This is a genomic window from Microvirga sp. HBU67558 (genome assembly GCF_018069605.1).
GTDB lineage: Bacteria > Pseudomonadota > Alphaproteobacteria > Rhizobiales > Beijerinckiaceae > Microvirga > Microvirga terrae.
Map to the genome: position 1 here is coordinate 69,638 of NZ_JAGPUP010000556.1, position 24,811 is coordinate 94,448.

The window sequence follows — 24,811 nt, forward strand, 5'->3', positions numbered from 1 at the left end:
CCGCCTCTTGCACGAGCGCCCAACAGCGGATCCGTCGGGCCGGTCGCTAACTCACCGCCCGGTCGCGTCCCGTCTGCTTGGCCCGGTAAAGCGCTGCATCGGCCCGCGTCACGAGGGTTTCGGCGCTGTCGGGACTGTCCGATCCTGCCGACGCGACTCCGATGCTGGCGGTCACGAGACCGTTGATCCCGCCCGGGTGCGGGAGTGCGGCCGAGGCGAGCGTTTCCCGGACCAGCCGCGCCACCTGCAGGGCCCCGGCCTCGTCCGTGTCGGGCAGGATCAGCGCGAATTCCTCACCGCCGTAACGGGCCGCCAGGTCGTCCGGCCGCCGGGCCGCCTCCGCCAGGAGGCTGGCGAAGCGCCGGAGCGTCTCGTCTCCAGCCTGATGTCCCCGGCGGTCATTCAGCAGCTTGAAATGGTCGAGATCGAGCATCAGCAGCGACACCGGGCGTCCGGTCCGCTGACGCCGCCGCCAGGCGCGATCGAGGGCAGCATCGAAGGCGCGGCGGTTGGCCAGCCCCGTCAGGCCATCCGTTTCCGCCAGCCGCTCCAGCTCCTGGTTGCGCCGCCAAAGCTCGAGCTCGTCCATGGCGATGGAGCCGAGATCTCCCAGGGGCGCCAGGTCGAAGGCCTCCGCCGCCTCGGGTTCGCGCTTGAGGATGCAGAGCGATGCGACGGCGGCGCCCTCCTCGGTCGTGAGAGGAACCCCGGCGTAGAACCGGAAGGGGAGCTGCGGAACGACCGGATGGCCGGCAACGCGCGGATCCGTCGCAAGGTCGCCGATCACCAAGGGTTCGCCGGAGGCGATCACGAGCTGGCAGATGGATCGGTCTCGCTCGATCCAGGGCGCGACGCCATCCCCGCGGATGGATTTCATCCACTGGTACCGGTCGTCCATGAATCCGAGGAATGCAACATCGGCTCCATAGAACTGGGCCGCCAGCCGCGTGATCCGGTCGAACCGATCCTCGCGCGGCGTGTCGAGGATTCCGCAGGAATAGAGAAAGTCGAGCCGCTCTGCTTCATTGGAGGGCCGGGGAGGCACGGCAAACACGTTGGAGTTCCAGTCCGGCAACGAGGGGAGAAACCGAGAGAGGCTTTCATATCGCAGCTACCGCAAAGGTTCCACCTCTCACGCGCGCCATTCTTCCTGAGGCCGATGGGACGAAGATCCTGCGCAGATCCTGTCGGCGTTTGGGTGAATGGGCGATCGACGACGAGGAAAAGTAGCCGCGCCTGGTCCCTTTGCGTAGATTCAGGCGCGGCCCCGGCCCGTATTTGCCCCTACGGGAGCCTGTTAACTAAAAATTAACCTTGACCGGAATGCGGCTTCGCTTCGGACTTTGTGGGACGATTCTGTGAAGCCCTCCCTGTAACGAGCGGGGCCCGACAAGCCGCGCCGCGACGCAGGAGACAGGCGAACTTCCGGATTTTTGGGCAATCGGTCCCGAAAGGGGTGACGCAATTCGAGAAGAGGCCGGGCTGCCGCTCCGGCGTGCGATGTCGCAGGTGCCTGCGTTTCGGCGCCCCGGCGTCGGGCCAGACGGCAGAATTCTGCCGTGACGCCGTTCCTGAGGCAGGAGCGCCTATCGAGGAGGCGCTCCTGATGAGAGGGATCGTTTCAGCCGCCGGCCGGACATCGCCCCGACCGGAGGTGACCGCTGAGCGACAGCGTTCGCCCGTTCAGAGCAGGAACCATTTCGCAGTCGCACCCAACTGCTCGATGTGGATCACAGCTTCCGCATCCGCGTCCGCATCGGTATTCAGCGCGATGTACGTGTCGCCGCCACTGACGCTGAATCGAAGTTGCCCCGCCTCCGTGAAAGCGTCCGTGCCGATGAAGGTGAAAGCTTGGTTCCCGGATTGTCCCTCATCGGCATCGATGCTTCGCAGGTCGAGGCGATCGCCTCCGCCGTACGAAAAGTCTCCGATGTAGTCGGCATCGGCCCCAGTGGTGCCCGTGTCGGTCAGGTTGCGGAGAACGAACCTGTCAGCTCCAAGGCCACCCCAGAGGGCGTCGGTGCCGGATCCACCATTGAGCACATCATCGCCGCGATCGCCGAAGAGCACATCGGATCCGGCGTTGCCCGAGAGGGCGTCGTTGCCACGATCGCCGTCGACGAGATCCTCGCCGTCGCCTCCGCTGACGGTATCGTTGTCGTCACCCCCGGCGACGAAGTCATCGCCGGCTTGTCCGTAGACCAAGTCCCGTCCACTCTCGCCGACCAAGAAGTCGTTGCCGTCTTCGCCGAAGAGTTGGTCATTGCCCGGATTGCCGGCCGCATAATCGTCTCCCAAGCCGCCGAAGATCGTGTCGTTGCCGAACTCACCAATCAATTGATCGGCGCCGTCATCGCCGAAGATCCGGTCTCTGCCGTCGCCGCCTGCGATGAAATCGATCCCGCTTCCGCCGCTGAGAAAGTCATTTCCGTCCTGTCCATCGATGCGGTCGAAGCCATCGCCTCCGAAGATGTTGTCCCGACCCAGCAGGCCAAGGAGAATGTCATCGCCTGCCAATCCATTGATTGTGTCAGAGTTGCTGGTGCCGCCAATTCTGTCGTTTCCTGCCGTTCCGTCGAAAATGGGCATCGGTCATGGTCCTGCTGTGAAGGTTATATGGAAACGCATAACGAACAAGAAAACGATGGATAAGGGCGAGCCTGTCCAAGGCCAAGGTTATGTCATCCCGTGGTTGGCTATTCTAAGAACAGGCTCATTCTTATCGCTTCCATCAGCTATGAATTATTCGCGTAATCCTTTGTTCCTAGACAAAAAGTATTATCGCAGTGCAAAAATCATCAAACTGTTGCTTAGCAGTAGCGTCTGCATTGCTCATCAGGGCAACTAGGCCGTACGCATATTGTCAGCCGCCCGCGACTTGGCTGCGCACTGGCTTTTCATTCTGGGGCGAACGAGATCGGCTGCATCAGCGCCCGTACGGAACAGGTCGGTGTGTATTCCGCCTGGGTGACGAGGTTGCAGGCGCCGTGACCTCTTTCGCCGTCGTGGCGGTCATGGTGACCGGCAACCCCGGCGCGCAGTCGCGCGCGGGCCATTCGTCGTGATGGAGATGCTTGGCGGGGCCGGCAGGGAAGCCTGCAAAGGGCCGGTAAAAGGAGAGCGCCCGTCTTCCAGGGCGCTCCAAGTTCCGACCCGTAGGGGCAAATCAAGGCCGGTTGCCTTGCTTTAGCCGCCTCTTGCTCCCGTGTCTGTCGGGTACGCGACAGTTCCGAACAAAAGCTGTCCGTTCACGGAATTTTTCATGTGTGGAGCGGGCCGAGACGGCAAAGGCGTCAGGGACGTGATTTCGATTTCGCCACGACGATCAAGGGTTCCGGCGTGAGCACGTACGTCACGAAGCCGAACGTGATCCCGATCAACGTTCCAAGGACGATGATGAGCCTGATCTCGCGCCAGCTGGTTCCGGCATTCTCGCTGTGCTTCGTGGACATGGACGCATCCCGCAAACCGACTCCGCGTCAGTACCACGCCGCAACGGTATTGCCTATCTCCCGAAAGGGGTAGCGATCGAGGACGCTCTCCTAAGGCGTCCCAGGAGGGCGCTCTCTCTTGTGCGGGGCCGGGGCGGCCGTGGAGGGCGGCTGGGCCGAAAGGAACTTCGCGAACTCACCGAACGCGAGCCCGATCACCAGCCCAAGGATGATGACGATGGGCAGATCGTACCAAGGGCGCCCAGTGATCAACGGAATCTCCATCGACTGGCGGATCGCACGGGCGACCAGCACGGACGTAGCGCCGGGCCGCGACTCTGGAACTCTGCCAGCGGCAAGTCAATGGAACGCCGCCGCAGAAGGCTGCGCGATCCTCCCATGCAATGCCGCGGCCGCCTTTGCGACGGGTGCGAGCCCGTTCCTTCTACTGGTTCGCCGTCATGGTCGGTGAGGTCCGGCCACCGAGAGACGCCCAGGCCAAGCCCTCGTCGCCTTCGCGCTTGATGTAGGTGTAGTCGGTCTTGTGCCACGGCAGGACGGCATTGCGCTTGTTGTCGAGGATGAAGTCGCCGCGATTGGTGCGCACCATCATGACCGCGTGGCCGGCACCGTCTTCGTCGATCACGACTGTCATCCGCAGGGCCCGGTGCGGGAAGCCGGCCTCGACGAGGCGTTTGCGCTTGAGGAGCTGGTAGTCCTCGCAATCGCCGTAGCCGTCCTCGGCGAAGTCCCAGATGTCCTCAATGCCCCAATGGTCGAAATCGGACTTGGCCTTGATGGCGGCGTTGACCTGCTGGTTGACCCGGTTGAGAACCTGCCAATTCTTCGCGGTCAGCTCGATGATGGCTGGCTCGGAGAGATCGACCGTGCATTCGGACGGATTCTGCTCGCAGAAGCGGACCCAGCCCATGATCGGCTTGGCGGCTCCTACTTTGGCGACAGGTTGTGTGATGGTCGGCAGGATGCTTCCGGTCTGCGTCTGCGCCTGGGCTGCTGCGGCCGGGACGGTCAGAGCGGCGCAGACAGCGGCGAACCGGATCGTGAGCCTGGAAAATGGCCGAATGCCCAGAAGCTCGAAGAGAGATCGCCGCATTGCCCCCACCGAAATGCCGTTAAGGATTTGTTCATCAAACCTGACACGGCGCGCCGGCGGCGCTCAAGGCTAAAGTTAAGCAAAGGTTAACGGGCCGCAACGGCGCCGCTGCGCGAGCGGCCGGTCGGAACGTTACCGCACATCCGCCGTTGTCGAGGCTCGACAGCGAATCAGGAGCGGACGGCGCCATGCCTCGCGAAGTCACCGATCCCGACGGCATCATGTGGACCTGCATCCAGGCCTTCTCAGGTCTCGGCAAGGATCCGGAGAAGCAGGAGGCTGCTCGGGTCGACGGGAAAGCCGACGCCTTTCAGGTGGTCTGCACCCCTTCGGGCGGCGCACAATCCGTCAGGCTCGAACTGTCCGGCGACTGGGAGCGGAGAGCCTCCGACGACGAGCTGCTGGACCTGATCCGGACCCGGTTGGATCAAGCCCGCTGACAGCGCGACGTCCTTGTCCTTCGACGGCGCCGACCCGGGGATCACGGGTGTGACCGGGCGTGCAGGTCTAGGAGAAGCGCCCCTGAACCAAAGCGTCAGGAAGGCCTGACCGGGGGGCAGCCACGGACCGGGGGGGCCTGGCGCGGACGTCGCTTGCTCTGGAGACCGAACGCTCGGCCGCGTCGCGGCTGAGGTTCTGGGCTGCAATCACTGCCTCGACGCGGTTTCGGACGTTGAGCTTGTGCATCAGCACGGTCATGTAATGCTTGACGGTTCGCTCGGTGATGCCCAGGCCGGAGGCGATCTCCCTGTTGGTCTTGCCGTCGAGAAGAAGCCGGACGATCTGGTGTTCGCGGGCATTCAGCGTGGGGGCTGGCACGGCAGTCCTGGCCACGGAGGCGCTCCGGAGCGCGGAGTTGACCGATGCCGCGAGTGTCGGGGACACATAGGCCTCGCCGTTGGCCACGATCCTGACCGCACGGGAAAGCTCCTCTAAAGAGCAGGATTTCGAGGCGTAACCTGTTGCCCCGGCGGCGAAAGCGTCGATGGCCCGTTGCACACTGAGTTCTGCCGTGAAGACGAGAGTCTTGATGCTCGGATGCTTCAATCTGATCTCGGCGATCGTGGCGGCAGTGCTTCCTTGCTTCGACAGATCCAGGATCATCACGGCGGGCCGATGGATTTGCGCGATGCTGAGCGCGTCGCGGGACGTGCAGCCGGTAGCCACGACGTCGAAAAGACCCTGTGATCCGAGCACATGCGTAAGACCTTCGATGATGATCGGATGATCATCGACCAAGGCGAGCGAAACGAATGACATCGAAAACCCCCCGCGCAGCTTGGACTATCGGATGGGACGGACCGTCCTGGATGCGCACCCTTGAAAAGTAGCGACCGGCGAAAGGCGAGTCCCAGGGCCGAACGGGCTAGGGAGGGTTCAGAAAGACGTAATCCCATAGAGGTAACCGGGGCAGGAGCGCTCGATAGTGGACGCGGCCGCCTAGGAACGCTTTTGTTATGAAGTAACTGTATGAGAGAGCGGTCTCTTCGATGCATATAGACGGCCGCGATATTAATCTTATTGGAGTTTTATCTGCCGGAGATCTCGAAAGGAGGCGGACAGGTCTGGACTAAAGTATTGATTATTGCTGGTATGAGGTCGATTGTAAGTATTGCCGTCCCTGGTAATCTCTTACTGCTTGAGTTTGGGGCGATCGTGTCCGAGTTGGCACCGACAGCGTGGATCAGGCGGGGGAGCGTGACCCCGTCGACGTTGAGCTTGACGCGCCAGTTCGTGGTGACGGGCGGGGTCATCATGTTCGTGGCCATGATTGCGGCCGGCTTGTTCGTGTCGGAGCATGCCACGAGAACGACGATCGAGAATACCGCTTCGGCCACTGCTCTCCTGATGGACAGCTTCATCTCGCCGCTCGCCCAGCCGCTGGCGGCCGAGGAGGTTCTGCCAGATTCCACGAGAAGCGAACTGGATCGCCTGCTCGGAGGAGATCTCTTCAGGCAGCGGTTCCCGCATCTCGAGATCTGGAAGAATGGCGGTGTCGTGGCCTATTCGACCACACCGGATCTGATCGGGCGACAATTCGCACCCCCCGACGGGCTGACGACCGCATTGAAGGGTGAAATCTCCGCCCAGTACGCGAATCTGGATGCCAGCGAGCACACGGTTCGGGGATGGAACACCAAATATCTAGAAATCTACGTTCCGATCCGCGAGCACCATTCCGGCCGCGTCATTGCCGTCGCGGAGATCCATGAAAACCCCGTCGGTCTCGACCATGAGCTGCGGTGGCTGCGGCTCAAGAGCTGGGTTGCGGTTGCCTGCGCTACCGCGCTCATCATGCTTGGTCTGTTCGGGATCGTGTATCGAGGCAACAGGCTCATCCTCTCGCAGCAACGTCAACTGGGCGCGCGCCTGATCGAAATCGAGCAATCCTCGCGGCATAACCAGATCCTCAAGGAGCGCGCCGAGCGCGCCTCGGGCCGGGTTGCGGAGCTGACGGAGAACTACCTGCGCAGGATCGGCGCCGAACTGCACGACGGCCCCGCTCAGCTGATCGGTCTGGCGGCGCTCGCGGTCGAGCATGTCCGGAGAGCCAAGACGCCGGAGAGGCGCGAGGAGGAGCTTCAAGCTCTGGAAGCGGTGCTCTCGGATGCTCTTCGGGAGGTTCGGACGACGTCCAAGGGTCTGATGCTGCCTGAGATCGAACGCCTCCCGCTTCCGGAGATCGTGAAGCGGGTGGTGTCGCATCACGAGTTGCGCACCGGCACCAGCGTGACGGTTGACTGCGATGACGTTTCGCGTCCGCTCACGCACGCGCTCAAGATCTGCGCCTATCGTTTCCTGCAGGAGGGCCTCAACAATGCATTCCGGCATGCTGGCGGCAATGGTCAGGCCGTCTCCTGCCGGCTGGATGGAGCTGAATTGATCCTGGCCGTGCAGGACGATGGGCGCGACCTCGGAAGCAGCCTAGCGATTCCTGAGCCCGGCCTGGGACTGGTCGGCCTGCGCGACCGGGTCGAGAGCCTCGGCGGCGTCTTCCAAATCACACGCCGCACGGTTGGCGGAACCCGAATTGAAATGAACGTCACGATTGCGGGCGAGGGGCACGATGATTGAGCGATTGCGGGTCGCGGTAGTGGACGACCATTCGATGTTGCGGGCAGGGGTGATCCGGGCGCTCATGCTTGACGACATGATCGAGGTCGTGGGAGAGGGCGCTTCCGCGGCGGACGCGATCGAGCTGGCACGAGTGCACAGGCCTGATTTGATCCTGCTCGACATCTCGATGCCCGGAGATGGTATCGAAGCTGCCCGAACCATCAGCGACCTTCCCGCTTCACCCCAGATCGTCATGCTGACGGCATCAGAGAATGACGATGCCGTCACCCGTGCCCTCGAGGCGGGCGCCGTCGGCTATCTTCTCAAGGGGATCAACGCACCGGATCTGATCAACGCCGTGAAAACCGTGAAGACGGACGGGTCCTTCATCTCTCCGAATCTCGCCCTCCGGCTGCTGTCGAACAGGATCCGGGCCGAAGCAAGGCCGTTTTCGACCCTCTCCGAGAGCGAAGAGCGCACGCTGCGCCTCATCGCTGCAGGCCTCACGAACCGCGAAATCAGTGACAGGCTGGCCGTGACGGAAAAGACGGTCAAGTTCCACGTGGGCAACATCCTGAAGAAACTCAACGTCAGAAATCGTGTCGAGGCGGCGCTTCTCGCAAAGCAGGAATGGGGCGAGGCCTGAAGCGCCTGGCAGGCGCCACGAGGCGTGCACGATCGATTCAGGCCTTGCGTTCGAGTGCAGGCCCCTGAACCATCAGCTCGGTCGAGATCAGGTCAAGCCGGCGTCGTAGATCGTACTGCCGATGCTCAAACTCGTCCCGGAGGTCTCCCAGCTCTCGTCGGATCCGATCGAGCTCGGCTCTCAGGGGCCGACCAGGACCGTTCCGTGCGTTGCCCGGCGATGTGTGGATCTCGGACGTGTGGATCTCAACGGTCAGCGCCCGAATCTTCCGAAGCGTCTTCGGCCCGAACCCGGGAAGCGTCAGCAGGAAGAGATCAGGCAGCTGCGCGAGCTCGGACATCGACGGGCAGCGGCCATCGAACGCCTCCAAGATGCTCTCCTGGACGCGCTGGCTGAAATGTTTGATCGGAAAGAAGCCGTTCTCATGCATGTTGTCGACGCGTCCCGTGAGTGAGCGCGCAACTCTAATCAGAGTTTTTTCCTCTCGGGTGGGGTCCCATCCCAACGATCCCTCATCCTACCCATCAGGATAACGCAGTAACGCTCCCTTCGAGGGTGGGTCAGACCTTAGACCAGTGCGGTCCCTGGCCATTGGACCATGGCGACTGGACCCAAGTCGGTCATGACCTCGGACCAATGACTCAAGATTCGTTGCCCCTTCATCCGATGCGGCGTTCCAGGCCTTGCTCGACACTCTCAGTCAAGTTGCGGACCTGTGGCCAAGGGCCCCGGTCGCGGCAATGCACAGAGGAACAGCAATGTGGGCAGGGCCCACGCAAGGGGAAGCGTCATGGTCAATCTCGTCAAGCACGACCTCGAATTCATCCTGAAGCAGATCAAGATCGCCGAGCGCCATGCCGCCGGCGAGGACCTGCGCGATCTCGTGGCCGAGGCCGGAGGCCTCGATCCGAACGCGGCCACCACGCCGACCCAGGCCTTCCTGCTTCCGTACGGGCTGCGCACGGTCGACGGCAGCTACAACAACCTCGTCGAGGGACGCGAGACCTGGGGCGCCGCCGATCAGCCGTTTCCGGTGATGGCTCCGCCCCAGTACGTGAACGAGGGCGACGACCGCATGATGTTCGGCACCCCGGCCAATCCGGTGTGGCTGACGAACAACAACTATGCGCCCGGATCGTCGACGGGATCGCCGATGCTGCCGCCGGGCACCGTCGTCGACGCCGACCCGCGTCTGATCTCGAACCTCATCGCCGACCAGACGCTGAACAATCCCGCCGCCATCAGCGCGGCGTTGACCTATGCCGGGATCACGGGCGCCGCCCAGCTCACTGCCATCCAGCAGATCCAGGCGGCCCGCGCGGCGATCACACAGGCGCAGGCGGAAGCCGGAAGCGCACCGGGCGCCATCCCCGGGCTTCAGGCTGCCGTCGGCACGGCGGAGGCCGCCCTGGCACAGGCCCAGGCTACCCTCGGCCAGGCGCAGGCGCAGGCTACGACGCATCAGGCCGCGCATGCCTCGGCTGTGGCGAACCTCGCCGCCGCCCAGGCCTCGTTCAACAACGCGAAGGCCGTCTACGAGGCCATGGGCGATACGCTCGGAATCGCCAGCCTCAACCTCATCGCCGCCCAGCAGGTCATGAACCAGGGGCAGGCTGCCGCTGATGCGGCGCAAGCCCAGGTGGTGCTCTCGACTGCCGCGCTCGCCGCCGCTGAAAGCGCCGTGACCCTCGCCACGACGGCGAAGGCTGCCGCTGAGGCTACGCTTGCCGATGCGCAGGCCGACCTGATTGCGGACAACGCGGCCTACGCAACCGCCGTGAACGTGCGCGATGCCGCCCAGCAGGCACTGGATGCCGCGCAGGAGGTTCTTGACGGTCTGATCGCGAGCGGCGCTGACAATCTCGGTCCGGCCATCGCCGAGGCCGAGGCCGATGTCGCGGCTGCCGCGCAGATCCTGGTGGACAGCCAGACGGCCGTGGACGCAGCGCTCGCAAAGATCGAGGTCGCCAATGCGGCGATCGACGCGGCGGAGACCGCCGTGGCGAACGCGACGACCGCGCTCGCGGATGCGGAGGCCGCGCTTGCGCCGCTCCAAGCGAAGGCCGATGCCGATCAGGCGCTGCACGAGACGGCTCTGGCCGATCTCGAATCTGCCCAGGAGGCGCACGACGCGGCCCTGGCTCACTACAACGCGATCATTCAGGGGGGTGTGCTTCCGACGGAAATGCAGGCCTTCAACGACGCGAATGTCGCCTACCTCGCCGCACAGGAAGACCTGCAGCTGAAACAGGATGCGGAAGTTGCCGCTCGAACGACGGCTGATGCCTCCGCTGATGCTGCCGATGCAGCCCAGGCGATCGTCGACGCCGCAAACACCACCCTGACCGGCGCCAACACGGCCTTGACCTCAGCCCAGGCGCAGCTGGCGGCCGACGAATCCGCCTATCAGCTGGCCGTGAACGCACGCGATCTCGCCCAGACAGCGCTGCAGGAGGCACAGGCCGTGCTGGATGGCCTCAACGAGCAGAGCGACGCCTACGCTCAAGCACTCGCCGACGTTGCTGCCGCCCAGCAGATTCTCGACGACAGCCAGGCTGCGGTCGATGCAGCCTTCGCGCAGGTCGGCCTCTCCACCGCGGCGGTCGAGACTGCCGAGGGCGACGTGGCAGCGGCAACCGCCACCCTGGCGAACGCCGAGGCTGCCGTCACAGCGGCGCAGCAGCAGCTGACCGCCCACCAGCAGGCGCACCAAGCCGCGGTTGCGGCGCTCGCCAACGCGGAGGACGCTCTGAATGACGCGCAGGCGGTGTACGACTTCATGAGCGCGCAGCTCGTGGAAGCGAATGCCGACTACGCGGCCGCCCAGCAGGCCCTGACGGCGAGCCAGGCCGCCGAGGCCGAGGCCCGCGCGGCCGCGGACGAATCGGTTGCGGCGGTCAGCACCGCGCAGACCGGCGTGGCGACGGCCACGACGGCACTGACCACGGCCGAGGCCGCCCTTGCCGACGCGCAGGGAGCCGCTCAGGGCGTCACGGTGGCGCAGACGGCGCTGTCCAATCTCCTGTCCCAGCTGGGCATACAGATGGACGGCACCACCGTTCTGATCCCGAACGTCTCGCCCGACATCGGCGACTCGGCCCCCTACAACTCGCTGTTCACCCTGTTCGGCCAGTTCTTCGATCACGGCCTCGACCTGATCGCCAAGGGCGGCAGCGGAACGGTCTATATCCCCTTGTCTCCGGATGATCCGCTCTACAACCCGGCGACGCCTCACACGAACTTCATGGTGCTGACCCGCGCGGCCACGCCGGACGGCGAGAACACGAACCTGACCACCCCGTGGGTCGACCAGAACCAGACCTACACGTCGCATGCCTCGCATCAGGTCTTCCTGCGCGAGTACACCACGGGTCCCGACGGCAAGACGGTCGCCACCGGCAAGCTGCTCGACGGCGACCGGGGCCTCGCCACCTGGGCGGACGTCAAGGAGCAGGCCCGAATCATGCTCGGCATCGACCTGACCGACGCCAATGTCACCAACGTCCCGCTGCTGCGCACGGACCCCTACGGCAACTTCATCCCGCATCCGCAGACCGGCTTCGCGCAGGTGATCGTCGGGATCGGTGCAGACGGAGTCCCGAACACCTCCGACGACATCGTGGTCTCGGGCACGCCGGGTTCTCCGGTGAGCCTCGCGAACGCGGTTCTCACCGGCCATGCCTTCCTCGACGACATCGCCCACGCGGCGGTGCCTGTCCTTGTCGGCGGGGCCCTCCAGAAGGACGGTGACGCCGGCGTCGGCTACGCCAATGCCGATGGCTCCACGACCAACCTCGTCAACTCGCGCGGTTCGAACACCGCCTACGACAACGAGTTGCTCGACGCCCACTACATCACGGGTGACGGCCGCGGCAACGAGAACGTCGGCCTGACCACGATCCACCACGTCTTCCACTCGGAGCACAACCACCTCGTCGACCAGGTCAAATCCCTGGCGCTCTCGAGCGGCGATCTCACCTTCCTGAACGAGTGGCTGCTCGTTCCGGTCACGACGGTCCCGACCACCGAGGCTGGCAAGGCTGCGCTGAAATGGGACGGCGAGCGCCTGTTCCAGGCCGCCCGCTTCACCAACGAGATGGAGTACCAGCACCTCGTCTTCGAGGAATTCGCCCGCAAGATGCAGCCCGATGTGGACGCCTTCGTGTTCGAGCCGTCGGTCGACATCAACCCGGCAATCTTCGCGGAGTTCGCCCAGGCCGTGTACCGCTTCGGTCACTCGATGCTCAATGAGACCATCGACACGATCTCGGTCAACGGCCAGCAGGTGTCGATGAAGCTGTTCGACGGCTTCCTCAACCCGCTCGCCTTCGGGGCGACCGACTCGAGCGGCAACGTGGTGGTGGACCATGAGCAGGCCGCCGGCGCGATCATCCGCGGCATGTCCCGCCAGCATGGCAATGAGATCGACGAGTTCATCACCCACGTGCTGCGCAACCAGCTCGTCGGCATCCCGCTCGATCTCGCGGCGCTCAACATCGCCCGTGGCCGTGACCTCGGCCTGCCGACCCTCAACGAGGCGCGCGCGCAGTTCTACCAGATGGCCGGCCAGGACTCCCAGCTCAAGCCTTACGTGAGCTGGACCGACTTCGCCCTCAACCTCCAGAACTCCCTGTCGATCGTCAACTTCATCGCGGCCTACGGCAAGCACCCGCTGATCGAGGCGGCGACCACCATGGAGGCGAAGCGGGCCGCCGCGACCCTGCTGGTGTTCGGCGGAACCGGCGAACCGGCCGATCGGCTCGCGTTCCTCAACGGCACGGGGGCATGGAACGCCGAGAACTCGGGCCTCAACGACATCGATCTCTGGATGGGCGGTCTCGCCGAGAAGAAGATGGACTTCGGCGGCATGCTGGGCTCCACCTTCGCGTTCGTCTTCGAGGCGCAGCTGGAGGCTCTCCAGGATGCCGACCGGTTCTACTACCTGTCGCGTGTTCAGGGCCTCAACCTCCTGAACGAGCTCGAGAACAACTCGATGACCGACATCATCATGCGCAACACCGACCTCGGCGACGAGGGCCGGACCGCGCTCCCGGGCAACATCTTCTCCACGCCCGACCACACGCTCGAGATCATCAAGTCGAAGCAGATCGGAGCGGACCCAATCTGGGACGACCCGGTTCTCCAGGCACTCTCGCCGCTGGTGGTGCGCAAGGATCTCGACGGTGACGGCGACGACGACGTTCTGATCTACCACGGCGGCGACCACGTGGTCATGGGCGGCTCGTCCGAAGCCGATCTGATCGTGGCCGGCGAAGGTGACGACACGGTCTGGGGCTATGAAGGCAACGACACCATCGAGGCCGGCTACGGGGTCGACATCATCCATGGCGGCGACGGCGACGACATCATCACCAACGCCGGCACCGACATCGGCGCGACCGACTTCCTGCATGGCGAGGGCGGCAACGACGTTATCCAGGGCGGCAGCGGGCTCGCGCTGATCTTCGGCAACCAGGGCCAGGACTTCATCATCACCGGGCCTGACGGAAAGGAGGCCTTCGGAGGCACAGGCAACGACTTCATCCTCGGCGGCGACGGCGGCGATGCCCTGCTCGGCAACGAGGGTGACGACTGGCTCGAGGGCGGACCGCGCTTCGACAGCCTGTCGGGTGAGAACTCGGAGCTGTTCTTCAACTCCACCATTATCGGACACGATGTTCTCAACGGCGGCGCCAGCGATACCGACTACGATGGCGAGTCCGGCGATGACATCATGTTCCAGGCAGAGGGTATCCAGCGCAACAATGGCATGGCCGGCTTCGACTGGGCCATTCACAAGGGCGATAACGTCGCGGCGAATTCCGACCTCGGCATCCCGCTCTTCGACAACCAGGAGGCATTCATCCTCCGCGACCGTTTCGACCTCGTCGAGGGTCTGTCCGGATGGAAGCACAATGACATCCTGACCGGTCGCGTTGCGGCGGTGAATACCAGAGCGGAGGCCACGGGTACGGCCGCCATCCCGGGTCCGAACTCTCCGCTCGAATCGTTCTCGAACGACCTGCTGCAGAAGAACGTCTCGCTCATCAATGGTCTTGCCGAACTGGTGGCGCACCGCACCCGCATCCCGGTGGTGGACGCCCAGGGCAACCCGGTCCTCGATAAGGATGGAAACCCCGAGCTGATCGTGCTCGACACCTCGCAGGCCGCGGACATCATCCTCGGCGGCGGCGGCAGCGACACCATCAAGGGCTTCGCCGGGGACGACATCATCGACGGTGACAAGTGGCTCAACGTACGGATCCGGATCGTCAAGGACGGCGTGGCCTACACGGCGGACGGCATGACCGGCAAGGTCTACCTGGAATCCCAGTACGCCTACGGCGCTCCTGTGGCCAATGCCGCGGCCCAGTTCGGCGGCAAGACCCTGGACGCCCTGATGCTCAGCGCGACCCTGAACCCGGGTCAGCTCAGCATCGTCCGCGAGATCGTCGACGGCGATCTGAACAACACGGCGACCGACGTGGCGGTGTACGGCGACCTGCGGGCCAACTACACCATCACGAGCAATGCCGATGGCAGCATCACCGTTCAGCACGTGACCGTGACGGTCGAGACCGATCCGACCACGGGCAACAACCGGGCCTCGGACGGGACGGACCGCCTGTTCAACATCGAGAAGCTGCGCTTCGCCGACGGCGAGGTGAGCGTGACCCCGCCGAAGCTGACTCTCCACGCCTTCGATCCCGGCGGCAACTTCGCCGATACCTTCAATTCCGGATCCTATGCCCGGAACGATGGTAGCCGCGCTTGGACAGGCAACTGGGTCGAGACCAGTGATGACGGCAGCGCGACCTCGACCAACGGGCAAATCCAGATCAACAACGGCGCCCTGCGGCTCGACCAGGGTGACGGTGCCAGCATCCAGCGCGGTCTCAACCTTGCGGGTGTCGCCTCGGCCCGGCTGACCTACTCGGTCGCCGAGCAGGGTCTGGACAACGGCGAGCAGGTCGAGGTCTATTTCTCGAAGGATGGCTCGACCTGGACGTTGGTCGAAACCATCACCGGGAACACCAACGGCGGGAATCGGGGCTTCGACATCACCGGTCCATTCACGGCCGGCGCGGCCATCCGGTTCGTGGCGTCGGACATCAACGCGAACAACGAGTTCGTCAACATCGACAACCTGTCGGTCAGCGTCATGCTCCCGGCGGCCACTCCGACCGTTAATCATGCGGCGTCCTTCACCGAAGGCGGCGCGGCCGTGGCGATCGCGAACAATCCGGGCATCGTCGACGACGCTGCCCAGATGGTGTCGGCCCGGATCGTGCTCACCAACGCCCAGACCGGGGACGACCTCGACGTCGGCACGCTGCCTGCGGGGATTTCGGCGAACGTGGACACATCGGTGGCCGGCAGGATCACCGTGAACCTGACGGGCACAGCCTCGCTGGCTGCCTACCAGCGGGCCATCCAGGCGGTGACATTCGACAACAACTCGAACAATCCCGTGGCGGGCAGCCGCGTGATCCAGGTGACGGTGAACGACGGTCTCTTAGACAGCAACGTCGCCACGACCACGGTCAACGTGGTTGCGGTCAACGATCCGGTCAACGCGAACAACGACACCATTATTACGAACATCGTGAACGGTCCGATCGTGGTTCCGGAATGGGTCCTCCTGTCGAACGACACCGATCCGGACGGTCCGGCTCTGGATATCACGGGTCTGAGCAATGCGAACGGCCTCGGCAGCCTGTCGCTGACGACCAATCCCGGTTCCGTGACCTTCACGGACACCGGTAACGCGGGTGGATCATTCACCTACACGGTCAGCGACGGCGGCAGCCCGGTCCGCACCGATACGGCCAACGTCACGGTCACCCGCGACGCGAGCCCGATCGAGGGCACGGCAGGAAACAACATCCTGATCGGGGACGGCACCGCCAGCATCTTCGACGGCGGTACGGGCAACGACACGATCCTGGCGGGTGGCGGCAACGACACCATCGTGTGGAACGCGACGTCCACCACGATCTTCGGCGTCACATTCGAGACGTCGCAGGACGGGCGCGACTTCGTCGACGGCGGTGATGGTGTCGACACCTTCGACGTGAACGGGAACGCCCTGTCCGAGACGTTCCGGGTCTATTCCCGCGATGCTGCGGTCGCGGCGAACATCCTCGACCTCAAGGCGACGACGGAGATCGTGATCACCCGCACGGTGAACGGCAACACCTCGGTCATGGCGGAACTCGACAATATCGAGGAGATCATCATCGGGACCCGCGAGGTTACGGTGCCGGGCGGTCCGGTCGGCGGCAATGCCGGCGGAAACGACACGGTCCAGATCATCGGCAACTTCACGGGAACCAGCCTGGCGCTCAACACCATTACGGTGAACGGAACGGGCGATGACGACACCATCGACATCTCGCAGCTCACCTCGGCGCACCGGATCGTGTTCCGCTCCCACGGCGGCAACGACACCATCGTGGGCACGCTGCGGGAGCAGGATGTGATCGAGCTCGAACCCGGCCGCAAGGCGGACGAGTACGAGTGGGAGGAGCACGAGGACGGGACGACCACGATCACGTCGGGCGTCCACCGGGTGACTTTCCGGTGCGAGGCGGGACGTAAGCCCACCCTGGCCGAGACCTCGGTGACGGCGGACCCGGGAACTCCGGTGCAGCCCGAGACGCCGGCCAACCCGGAAAACCCGACGCAGCCCGAGGCTCCGACCCAGCCTCAGCCGCCGGTGGATCCGGTCATCCCGAGCGACCCGATCCCGGCCTCTCCTGCTCAACCCGAGGCGCCTGCCAACCTCGTCCTCAAGGGCGGCTCGCGCAGCGAGACACTCCGGGGCGGCGAAGGCGACGACCGGGTGGAGGGTGGTCGCGGCCACGACAGGCTCTACGGCGGTGACGGTCGCGACAAGCTCCACGGCGGCGACGGCAATGACCGTCTCGACGGCGGCGCCGGCATCGACCGGATGGAAGGCGGCAGAGGCAACGACGTCTACGTCGTCGACCATGGCGGCGACCGGGTGATCGAGCGCAGCGGTCAGGGTGTCGATACCGTCAGGAGCAGCGTGTCCTACTCGCTCAACGGCACCCACGTGGAGAAGCTGGTCCTGACCGGAACGGCCGACGTCAACGGCACGGGCAATCGTCTCGACAACACCCTGACGGGCAATGCCGGCGACAACGTCCTGAAGGGCGGAGCAGGCCACGACGTGCTCAGGGGCATGACGGGCGACGACATGCTCCTCGGCGGCTCGGGCCGCGACAAGCTCTCCGGAGGCGCCGGAAACGACGTGCTCCGGGGCGGGTCGGGCGACGACAGGCTGACCGGCGGCTCGGGCCAGGACACCTTCGTGTTCGAGCGGGGCGGCGGCCGCGACGTGGTCACCGACTTCCGCGCTGACCACGACAGGATCGACGCGAGCCGGCTCTCCGGGGTGGACAAACTGTCGGACCTGCACCTGACCCAGGTCGGCCATGACACCGTGATCGACCACGGCTCCGACATCCTGGTCCTGAAAGGCGTCACCGCATCCGATCTCGACAACAGCGACTTCATCTTCTGATGAGGTTGACCTGAGATCGCGATGGCCCCGCCGGGAGAATTTCCCCCAATCCTCCCGGCGGGAACCTGAACCCGGATGTCGCCGACCCCCTGGCGGCATCCGGTTTCATCCTTCTTCTCTTCTGAGGAAACGGCCATGTCCCTTTCATCCGCCAAAAGCCGCATCAACCTGATGGCTTCCTGCCGTGGCGCCCTGCTGGGGATCGCCCTTCTCAGCGGCCTGATCAACATTCTCTATCTCTCCGGGTCCCTCTACATGATGGAGGTCTACGACCGGGTCCTGCCGAGCCGAAGCATCCCGACGCTGCTCGGGCTGTCGGCCATCATCCTGGCCCTGTTCCTGTTCCAGGGACTGTTCGACATGCTCCGCGGCCGCATCTTCGCCCGCCTCGGCGCAGCCGTTGACGAGGATCTAAGCCAGCGCGTCTTTCGCGGTCAGGTCTTGGCCCCCCTGCGGGACAAGGGTGAAGGGGATGTCCAGCAGCCGCTGCGTGACCTCGATCAGATTCGCGCTTTCCTTGCTGGAGGCGGTCCCTCGGCCCTGTTCGACCTGCCGTGGATCCCGCTCTACCTCTTCATCTGCTTCGCGTTCCATCCGCTGCTCGGCTGGGTCACGGTGGGAGGTGCGTCTGTTCTGGTGGCGATCACGGTCATGACGGATGTGCTGACCCGCAAGGCCACGAAGGCAGCTGTCGGCGCGGCCTCCTTGCGCAACGGCATCGGGGACGGTGCGCGCCGCAACGCCGAGGTGGTGCAGGCGATGGGCATGGCCGGTCGGCTCGGACTGATGTGGGGGCAGGCGAACGCCCAGTATCTGGCCCACCAGCAGACCGCCTCGGACGTCTCCGGCGGGTTCGGGGCCTTCTCGAAGGTGATGCGCATGGCCCTGCAATCGGGCGTGCTCGGTGTCGGCGCCTATCTCGTCATCAACAACCAAGCGACGGGCGGCATCATGATCGCCTCGTCGATCCTGGTCTCGCGTGCGCTGGCACCGGTCGAACTCGCGATCGCGAACTGGAAGGGCTTCGTGTCGGCCCGCCAGGGCTGGTCGCGGCTGCGCGTCGCCCTTGCGGACGACCGCACGCAGACGCGGCCGCTCGCGCTCCCGGCGCCCCGCGCCTCGCTGTCAGTGGAGAACGCGGGATCGGGTGCGCCCAAGGGGCAGCGCTTCGCCGTGCAGGATGTTTCGTTCGAATTGAAGGCCGGCATGGGCCTTGGGATCATCGGTCCGAGCGCCTCCGGCAAGTCCTCGCTCGCCCGCATGCTGGTTGGCGTGTGGCCGGCCTGGCGCGGGAAGGTGCGCCTCGACGGGGCCGCGCTCGAGCAGTGGCTGGCGGAGGACCTCGGCCAGCACATCGGCTACCTGCCGCAGGACGTCGAGCTGTTCGCCGGAACGGTAGCCCAGAACATCGCGCGCTTCCAGGCCGACCCGAAGCCGGAGGACGTGGTGCGCGCGGCCCAGGATGCCAATGTGCACGAGATGATCCTGCGCCTGCCGCAAGGATATGAGACACAGGTCGGGGAGGGCGGAGCCGCGCTCTCCGGCGGGCAGCGCCAGCGCATCGGCCTGGCCCGGGCGCTCTACGGCGACCCGTTCCTCGTGGTCCTCGACGAGCCGAACTCCAATCTCGACAATGACGGCGAGCACGCTCTGACCCGGGCGATCCAGGGGGTGCGCGAACGGGGCGGGATCGTCGTGGTCATCGCGCACCGCCCCAGCGCCCTTGCTGGCGTCGACCACATCCTCGTGCTCGATGAGGGCATGGTGCGAAAGTTCGGCCCCAAGGAGGAGGTTCTCAGCAGCGTCCTGCGTCCGGTTCCGACCGGCGCCGTCCACCAACCCAACGCGGCCAGGTCCGCGTGAACCCTGGGAGCAGCGTCATGAGCAGCACCATGAATTCGACGGCCCGCCGGTCCATCCGTCATCATACCAGGCTCGCACTGGGAGGTGTCGCCCTCCTGGTCGGCGGTCTGGGCGGCTGGGCCTGGACGACCGAACTGTCCGGAGCCGTCGTGGCCCCCGGCACCGTGGTCGTGGACAGCCATGTGAAGAAGGTCCAGCACCCGACCGGCGGTGTGGTCGGCGAGATTCTGGCTCGCGATGGAGACCGGGTCCGGGCCGGGGACGTGGTCATCCGTCTCGACGAAACGGTGGCGCGCGCGAACCTCGCGATGGTCGCCAAGAGCATCGACGAGATGGTCGCCCGCAAGGCCCGGCTCGAGGCCGAGCGGGACGGGGCCGAGGCGGTCCGCTTCTCGGAGGATCTCGTCTCGCGCGCCCATCAGCCAGACGTGGCCGACCTGATGAGCGGTGAACGACGGCTGTTCGACAGCCGGCGCGAGGCGCGCGCAGGCCAGAGGTCGCAGCTGCGGGAGCGGGTCGCGCAGCTGGCCGAACAGATCGACGGCACCAAGCTGCAGGCTTCGGCCAAGGCGGACGAGATCGACCTGATCGCATCCGAGCTGACCGGCGTCCAGGAATTGTGGAAGAAGAACTTGGTGCCGATCACCCGCGTGACCTCACTCAAGCGTGAGGAGACGCGGCTGCGTGGCGAGCGCGGGCAGTTGATCTCGACGGTGGCGCAGGCCAAGGGAAAGATCAGCGAGACCGAGCTCCAGATCCTGCAGATCGACCAGGACCTGCGCAGCGAGGTCTCCACGGAACTGCGGGAGGTGCAGGCCAAGATCGCCGAGTTCGTGGAGCGCAAGGTTGCGGCCGAGGATCAGCTGAAGCGCATCGACATCCGCGCACCTCAGAACGGCATCGTGCACCAACTGGCCGTGCACACGGTGGGCGGCGTGATCGGCCCTGGCGACACCCTGATGCTCGTGATGCCGGAGGGCGACGAACTGTCGATCGAGGTCAAGGTCGCCCCGCAGGACATCGATCAGCTCCGGCAGGGGCTCGACACGGTGCTCCGGCTGTCGGCCTTCAACCAGCGCACGACGCCGGAGATCAAGGGGCATGTCACGAGGATTGCCGCCGACCTGGTGACGGACGAGCGCAGTGGGATCTCCCACTACCCGGTCAGGATCGCGATCCCGGACACCGAGTACGAGCGCCTCGGAACGGCGAAGCTCCTGCCGGGCATGCCTGTCGAAGGATTCATCCAGACGGGCTACCGCACGGTCTTCTCCTATCTCACCAAACCCCTGGCCGATAATCTCCAACGAGCCTTCCGGGAGGAGTGATCCTCGAAGGCACGGCTCGGAAGACTCCGTTCCGGCGTCGGGGCAACCCGACGCCTCGCGCTCAAGGCCGCCGGGATCTGCCGAGACGGTCGGGCGGCATCGATGACGATGCCGCTTGATCAGGGGCGGGCGAGACCGCCTCCCACAACAACATCGGGAGACACACGATGGACGAGGGCGGCACTGGGGACGTCGGGCTTGGCGTGGGACGATTGGACACGACGCCCTTCGTCCAGCTCCTTCAGCTTCAGATCAGAATGAACATGCTGGAGGACAAGCTCAATGGTCTTGAGCGTTCCCTCAACCTGATCAAGCTCGGAGGAACGTTCATCCTGCTGATCGTGTCCTGCGATTACCTGAACGACTTGGGCTGGTTCGGGACGGGGGGCAGGGGCGCGCCTGTTGAATGGACTGCGGCAGCCTCCATTCGAACGCCGTCCCACGCAGCAGGCGCGGCGAATTCCGACCGTGAGACAGGATCAGGCGGGCTCCCAGAGAAATCACGCCCATTCGGGCCCAACTTGCCAGGCACGTAGGGCTCCCTTATGGTCGCGGAGTGACTTGGACCGGAAAATCCAAGTAGAAGACCGAAAATCAGCCCGGAACTCCCGCTCTTCGGATGCCCTCGTTCCCTTCAGATCCCGACGACGAAACGCTGCGGAGTATTATGGAGGCGCTTGCGGACGCCGGCCAGGCCGTGTCCATCTACGATGACGAGGACAACCTCCGCTATGCCAACGCGACTTACCGGGGCATGTTCCTGAAGGGCTACGAGGGTCCTTTCACCTTCACCGACATCCTCCGGTACGGTGCCGTGAACGGACTTGGCGTCAGGATCGACGATGGCGACGTGGAGGCTCTGATCGCCAGGACGTTGCCCCGACGCAGGTCCTCGCGCCGGAAGTCGTTCGAGACGGATCTCCTCGACGGCCGCTGGTTCTGGATCGAGCACACGGTGCTTCCGAACGGGTGGGTCATGACGGTGGGGACCGATGTGTCCGCCCTGAAACATAGCGAGAAGTCCCTGCGCCAAGCCCACGAGGCGGCTCTCCTGGCCTCCAGGACGGATCTGCTCACCGGCCTGCCGAACCGGCGCTACATTCTCGAACTTCTTGACGAGGCGCTTTCGGCCGGCAGGCTCTCCGGCGCCGGCCTGTGCGCCGCGATCATCGACATCGATCAGTTCAAGCAAGTCAACGACACCTATGGCCACGAAGCCGGCGACGCCGTTCTCCGCCACTTCGCGCAGGTCTTCCGCGAGAAGCTTCGGCCCGGAGATTATCTCGGACGGATCGGCGGCGAGGAATTCCTGCTGCTGGTGTCGGACGCCCGCCTCAACGATGCCGCCCGGCTTCTCGACGGGATCAGGTCGGGCTTCGCGCCGGCCATGCTGCCCGATCAGGCGACACGCCGGCCCGTCGCCTTCAGCGCCGGCCTAACCGAGGCCCTGCCGCACGACGATAGAAGCACGATCCTCTATCGGGCTGACCGGGCCGTTTATGCCGCAAAGGCGGAAGGACGGAACTGCACGCGGATCGGCCTGGAGGCCGGAACCCTTGCCCCACCCTCGGCCGACCCGCAAGCCCGGGATCGATGACCGGACGGCATGCGACCGGCCCGATCGCCGTCACTGCGCTCCTGCAACAGCCAGAACCGTCTTCTTCACGCCGTGATTGCTTTCCGGCTCCGTGTCGATCCGTTCGTCGAGTGAGTGCGCGCGCGCTGACGCGCCGACCCGAGGGATCGTCAGGGACGGGATGCCGAGGCTCATCGGCATGTTGGAATCCGTCGATCCGCGTTCGTAGGTCCGCTTGCTGCCTTCCGCCGCGAACGATGCCGTGATCAGCCGCATGACGCACTTGACGGTTTCGGCGTTGGCGGGAGCAACGTCCTGCGCCAGGACAGGAACTCCGGTCAGCGTTCCGACCGTAAGGTTGGATAGGTTGCTCTCGACATGGCATACGTGAAACGTTCCTCTTTCGTATGAGCCGCGATTTACGCAGACGCCTCCATCATGATCAGCGTGGGTCAACAGGGAGGGCGGCGTCCAGGAGCCGCCGCCCGCTGCATCATGAACTCGCGTAAGAGACTTGCGGAGCCAGGAGGTGCCTCAGTTCTTCGGCTTCTCCAGCACCGGGAACTTGATCCCCAGCTGATCGAGATACGTCGCGTGCTTGGACGGGTCGTAGTAGTACTTCTTCATCTCGGGCCGGTAGCGCGCCATGACGTCCGCGTTGATCTGCACCTGAGGCTTGTCCTCCGCTGAGATCATCGAGACGTATTTCTGGTTCTTCTGCTGCTCGCTGGTGAAGTAGTCCTTGGCCTGCACCAGAAGCTCCGGCCGCGACAGCAGGTCGATGCCCGTCATGGCAATCACCTTCGCACCGGCGACGACCCCCTTATGGGCGATCGGGGTTGCCATGGACATGGCGTTCGACCAGTGATGTCCCGGCAGGTTCGGGATGTTCGCCGGATAATTCAGCGTGATCGTCGGCACGGTCCAGGAGATGTCGCCGATATCGTCCGAACCGCCGCTCTCCGGCTTGTCGGCCGGGGGCTCGAACTTCTTCACCGTGGTGGCGAGCCCTTCCTCCTTGCCCTTGACCGTGCGCTGCACCGCCCTGGCGAAGGCCTGCTCGTCCTCCGTCCATTGGGGCATGCCGACCTGCTGGATGTTGGCGTAGGCGGCCTCCGCGATCGGCTTGTTGAAGTGGCGGGGCGCGGCCGTGCCGATGACCTGCCGCGTCACGGTGGTGTCCGTCATTTTCGCCGCGGCTTCCGAAATGGTGTTGGCGATCTCGAAGTTCTTGCGGATGTTCTCGAAGTCCTGCTCGCGGATGAAGTACCAGACGCTGGCCACCGACGGGACGACATTCGGCTGATCGCCACCGTCGGGAATCACGTAGTGGGACCTCTGCTCTGGCCGCAAATGCTCCCGGCGCATGTTCCACGCGACATTCATGAGCTCGACCCCGTCGAGAGCGCTGCGACCGCGCCATGGCGCCTGTGCCGAGTGGGCCGACTCGCCGCTGAACTTGTACTCGACCGACACCATTCCGGTGCCGTTCGCCTGTCCCCAGGCGGTCTGAAGGTTGTTGCCGACATGGGTGAAGAGCACCGCATCGACCCCGTTGAACACGCCGTCGCGAACCATGTAGGCCTTGCCGCCGAGAAGCTCCTCGGCGACGCCCGGCCAGAGCATGATCGTTCCAGGGATCTTCTCCCGCTCCATGATGTCCTTCAGCGCGAGCGCCGCGACCACGTTGAGCGCCTGGCCGGAATTGTGACCCTCGCCGTGCCCCGGCGCTCCTTCGATCATGGGCTCGCGGTATGCGACGCCCGGTTTCTGAGACGCCTTCGGAATACAGTCGATATCGCTGCCGAGCGCGATCACGGGACCTCCCGAGCCCCATGTCGCGACCCAGCCGGTGGGAAGGCCCGCCACATCTCGTTTGATGGTGAAGCCGTTCTTCTCGAGTATCTCCGTGATGTACTTAGAGGTTTCGAACTCTTGGAACGCGAGTTCACCGAAGCTGAAGATGGAATCGTTCATCTCCTGAGCGAGCTTGGCTCGTGACTCGACGCCTTGGATCGCCTGCTTCTTCAACTCTGCGATACGTTCGACGACAGCGGCGCTCGGCCCCGCCGTTTGGGCCATGACGGGCGCTGCTGTCGTGAGAAGGGCCGTGAGCAAGACACTGGGTAGCAAACGATGCTTCATGAAATCCTCCCGAGTCTTCGGATGGGGCAGGCAAATCAGGCCCCGCGGGGATCATCCGATCAGATCGGGAGCGTCTCAGCGTCACTGCTGTTGGTAACCCA

Annotated in this window: 17 protein-coding genes; 8 read left to right on the forward strand and 9 right to left on the reverse strand. The window is 64.7% G+C overall.

All coding sequences use genetic code 11. From position 1 onward, the window contains the following. Positions 1–46: 46 nt before the first annotated feature. The 5 genes from KBI52_RS26955 to KBI52_RS26975 form a co-directional block, all read right to left on the reverse strand. On the reverse strand, positions 47–1,054 hold the full coding sequence (locus KBI52_RS26955; RefSeq protein WP_173949174.1) for a sensor domain-containing diguanylate cyclase: 1,008 nt from the start codon (positions 1,052–1,054) through the stop codon (positions 47–49). Positions 1,055–1,683: 629 nt separating this feature from the next. Continuing rightward, positions 1,684–2,589: a calcium-binding protein gene (locus tag KBI52_RS26960; protein ID WP_173949175.1), complete on the reverse strand. Its 906-nt coding sequence runs from the start codon at positions 2,587–2,589 to the stop codon at positions 1,684–1,686. A gap of 704 nt (positions 2,590–3,293) precedes the next feature. Further along, positions 3,294–3,452: a hypothetical protein gene (locus tag KBI52_RS26965; protein ID WP_173949176.1), complete on the reverse strand. Its 159-nt coding sequence runs from the start codon at positions 3,450–3,452 to the stop codon at positions 3,294–3,296. A 90-nt stretch (positions 3,453–3,542) separates the two neighbouring features. Then, positions 3,543–3,704, reverse strand: coding sequence for a hypothetical protein (locus KBI52_RS26970; RefSeq protein WP_173949177.1), 162 nt, complete (start codon positions 3,702–3,704; stop codon positions 3,543–3,545). A gap of 172 nt (positions 3,705–3,876) precedes the next feature. Beyond that, complete coding sequence (locus KBI52_RS26975) at positions 3,877–4,545, reverse strand: transglutaminase-like cysteine peptidase (protein ID WP_210812311.1); 669 nt, start codon at positions 4,543–4,545, stop codon at positions 3,877–3,879. Between the two features lie 188 nt (positions 4,546–4,733). Between KBI52_RS26975 and KBI52_RS26980 the strand changes: the two genes are divergently transcribed. Further along, a complete protein-coding gene (locus KBI52_RS26980) occupies positions 4,734–4,985 on the forward strand; it encodes a hypothetical protein (RefSeq protein WP_173949179.1) in 252 nt (83 codons plus the stop codon). A 67-nt stretch (positions 4,986–5,052) separates the two neighbouring features. Here KBI52_RS26980 and KBI52_RS26985 read toward each other — a convergent pair whose 3' ends face one another. Further along, positions 5,053–5,805: a response regulator transcription factor gene (locus KBI52_RS26985; protein WP_173949180.1), complete on the reverse strand. Its 753-nt coding sequence runs from the start codon at positions 5,803–5,805 to the stop codon at positions 5,053–5,055. A gap of 438 nt (positions 5,806–6,243) precedes the next feature. On the opposite strand from KBI52_RS26985, the gene KBI52_RS34305 reads away from it, so the two are divergent. Both KBI52_RS34305 and KBI52_RS26995 read left to right on the forward strand, forming a co-directional pair. Next, positions 6,244–7,620 carry a sensor histidine kinase gene (locus KBI52_RS34305; RefSeq protein ID WP_210812312.1) on the forward strand — a complete coding sequence of 459 codons (1,377 nt, stop codon included), beginning with the start codon at positions 6,244–6,246 and terminating at the stop codon, positions 7,618–7,620. After that, complete coding sequence (locus KBI52_RS26995; RefSeq protein WP_173949182.1) at positions 7,613–8,248, forward strand: response regulator transcription factor; 636 nt, start codon at positions 7,613–7,615, stop codon at positions 8,246–8,248. The genes KBI52_RS34305 and KBI52_RS26995 overlap by 8 nt, the downstream gene beginning before the upstream one ends. 37 nt (positions 8,249–8,285) lie before the next feature. Here the strand turns inward: KBI52_RS26995 and KBI52_RS27000 are convergent, their stop codons facing one another. Further along, positions 8,286–8,618, reverse strand: coding sequence for a hypothetical protein (locus KBI52_RS27000; protein ID WP_210812313.1), 333 nt, complete (start codon positions 8,616–8,618; stop codon positions 8,286–8,288). A 420-nt stretch (positions 8,619–9,038) separates the two neighbouring features. Between KBI52_RS27000 and KBI52_RS27005 the strand changes: the two genes are divergently transcribed. From KBI52_RS27005 to KBI52_RS27025, 5 genes are all read left to right on the forward strand, one after another. Continuing rightward, complete coding sequence (locus KBI52_RS27005) at positions 9,039–17,798, forward strand: peroxidase family protein (protein WP_210812314.1); 8,760 nt, start codon at positions 9,039–9,041, stop codon at positions 17,796–17,798. A gap of 135 nt (positions 17,799–17,933) precedes the next feature. Beyond that, positions 17,934–19,661: a type I secretion system permease/ATPase gene (locus KBI52_RS27010; RefSeq protein ID WP_210812315.1), complete on the forward strand. Its 1,728-nt coding sequence runs from the start codon at positions 17,934–17,936 to the stop codon at positions 19,659–19,661. A gap of 17 nt (positions 19,662–19,678) precedes the next feature. Further along, positions 19,679–20,989, forward strand: coding sequence for an HlyD family type I secretion periplasmic adaptor subunit (locus KBI52_RS27015; RefSeq protein ID WP_173949186.1), 1,311 nt, complete (start codon positions 19,679–19,681; stop codon positions 20,987–20,989). Between the two features lie 167 nt (positions 20,990–21,156). After that, the gene (locus tag KBI52_RS27020) at positions 21,157–21,525 is read left to right on the forward strand and encodes a hypothetical protein (RefSeq protein WP_210812316.1); all 369 of its coding nucleotides are present in this window, start codon (positions 21,157–21,159) and stop codon (positions 21,523–21,525) included. 131 nt (positions 21,526–21,656) lie between these two features. Further along, positions 21,657–22,586, forward strand: a complete 930-nt coding sequence (locus KBI52_RS27025; protein ID WP_210812317.1) for a sensor domain-containing diguanylate cyclase — start codon at positions 21,657–21,659, stop codon at positions 22,584–22,586. Between the two features lie 30 nt (positions 22,587–22,616). Here KBI52_RS27025 and KBI52_RS27030 read toward each other — a convergent pair whose 3' ends face one another. Together KBI52_RS27030 and KBI52_RS27035 are read right to left on the reverse strand one after the other, a co-directional pair. Then, positions 22,617–22,841, reverse strand: coding sequence for a hypothetical protein (locus tag KBI52_RS27030; protein ID WP_173949189.1), 225 nt, complete (start codon positions 22,839–22,841; stop codon positions 22,617–22,619). Positions 22,842–23,099: 258 nt separating this feature from the next. Further along, the gene (locus tag KBI52_RS27035) at positions 23,100–24,710 is read right to left on the reverse strand and encodes an amidohydrolase (RefSeq protein WP_247654676.1); all 1,611 of its coding nucleotides are present in this window, start codon (positions 24,708–24,710) and stop codon (positions 23,100–23,102) included. Between the last annotated feature and the right edge of the window lie 101 nt (positions 24,711–24,811).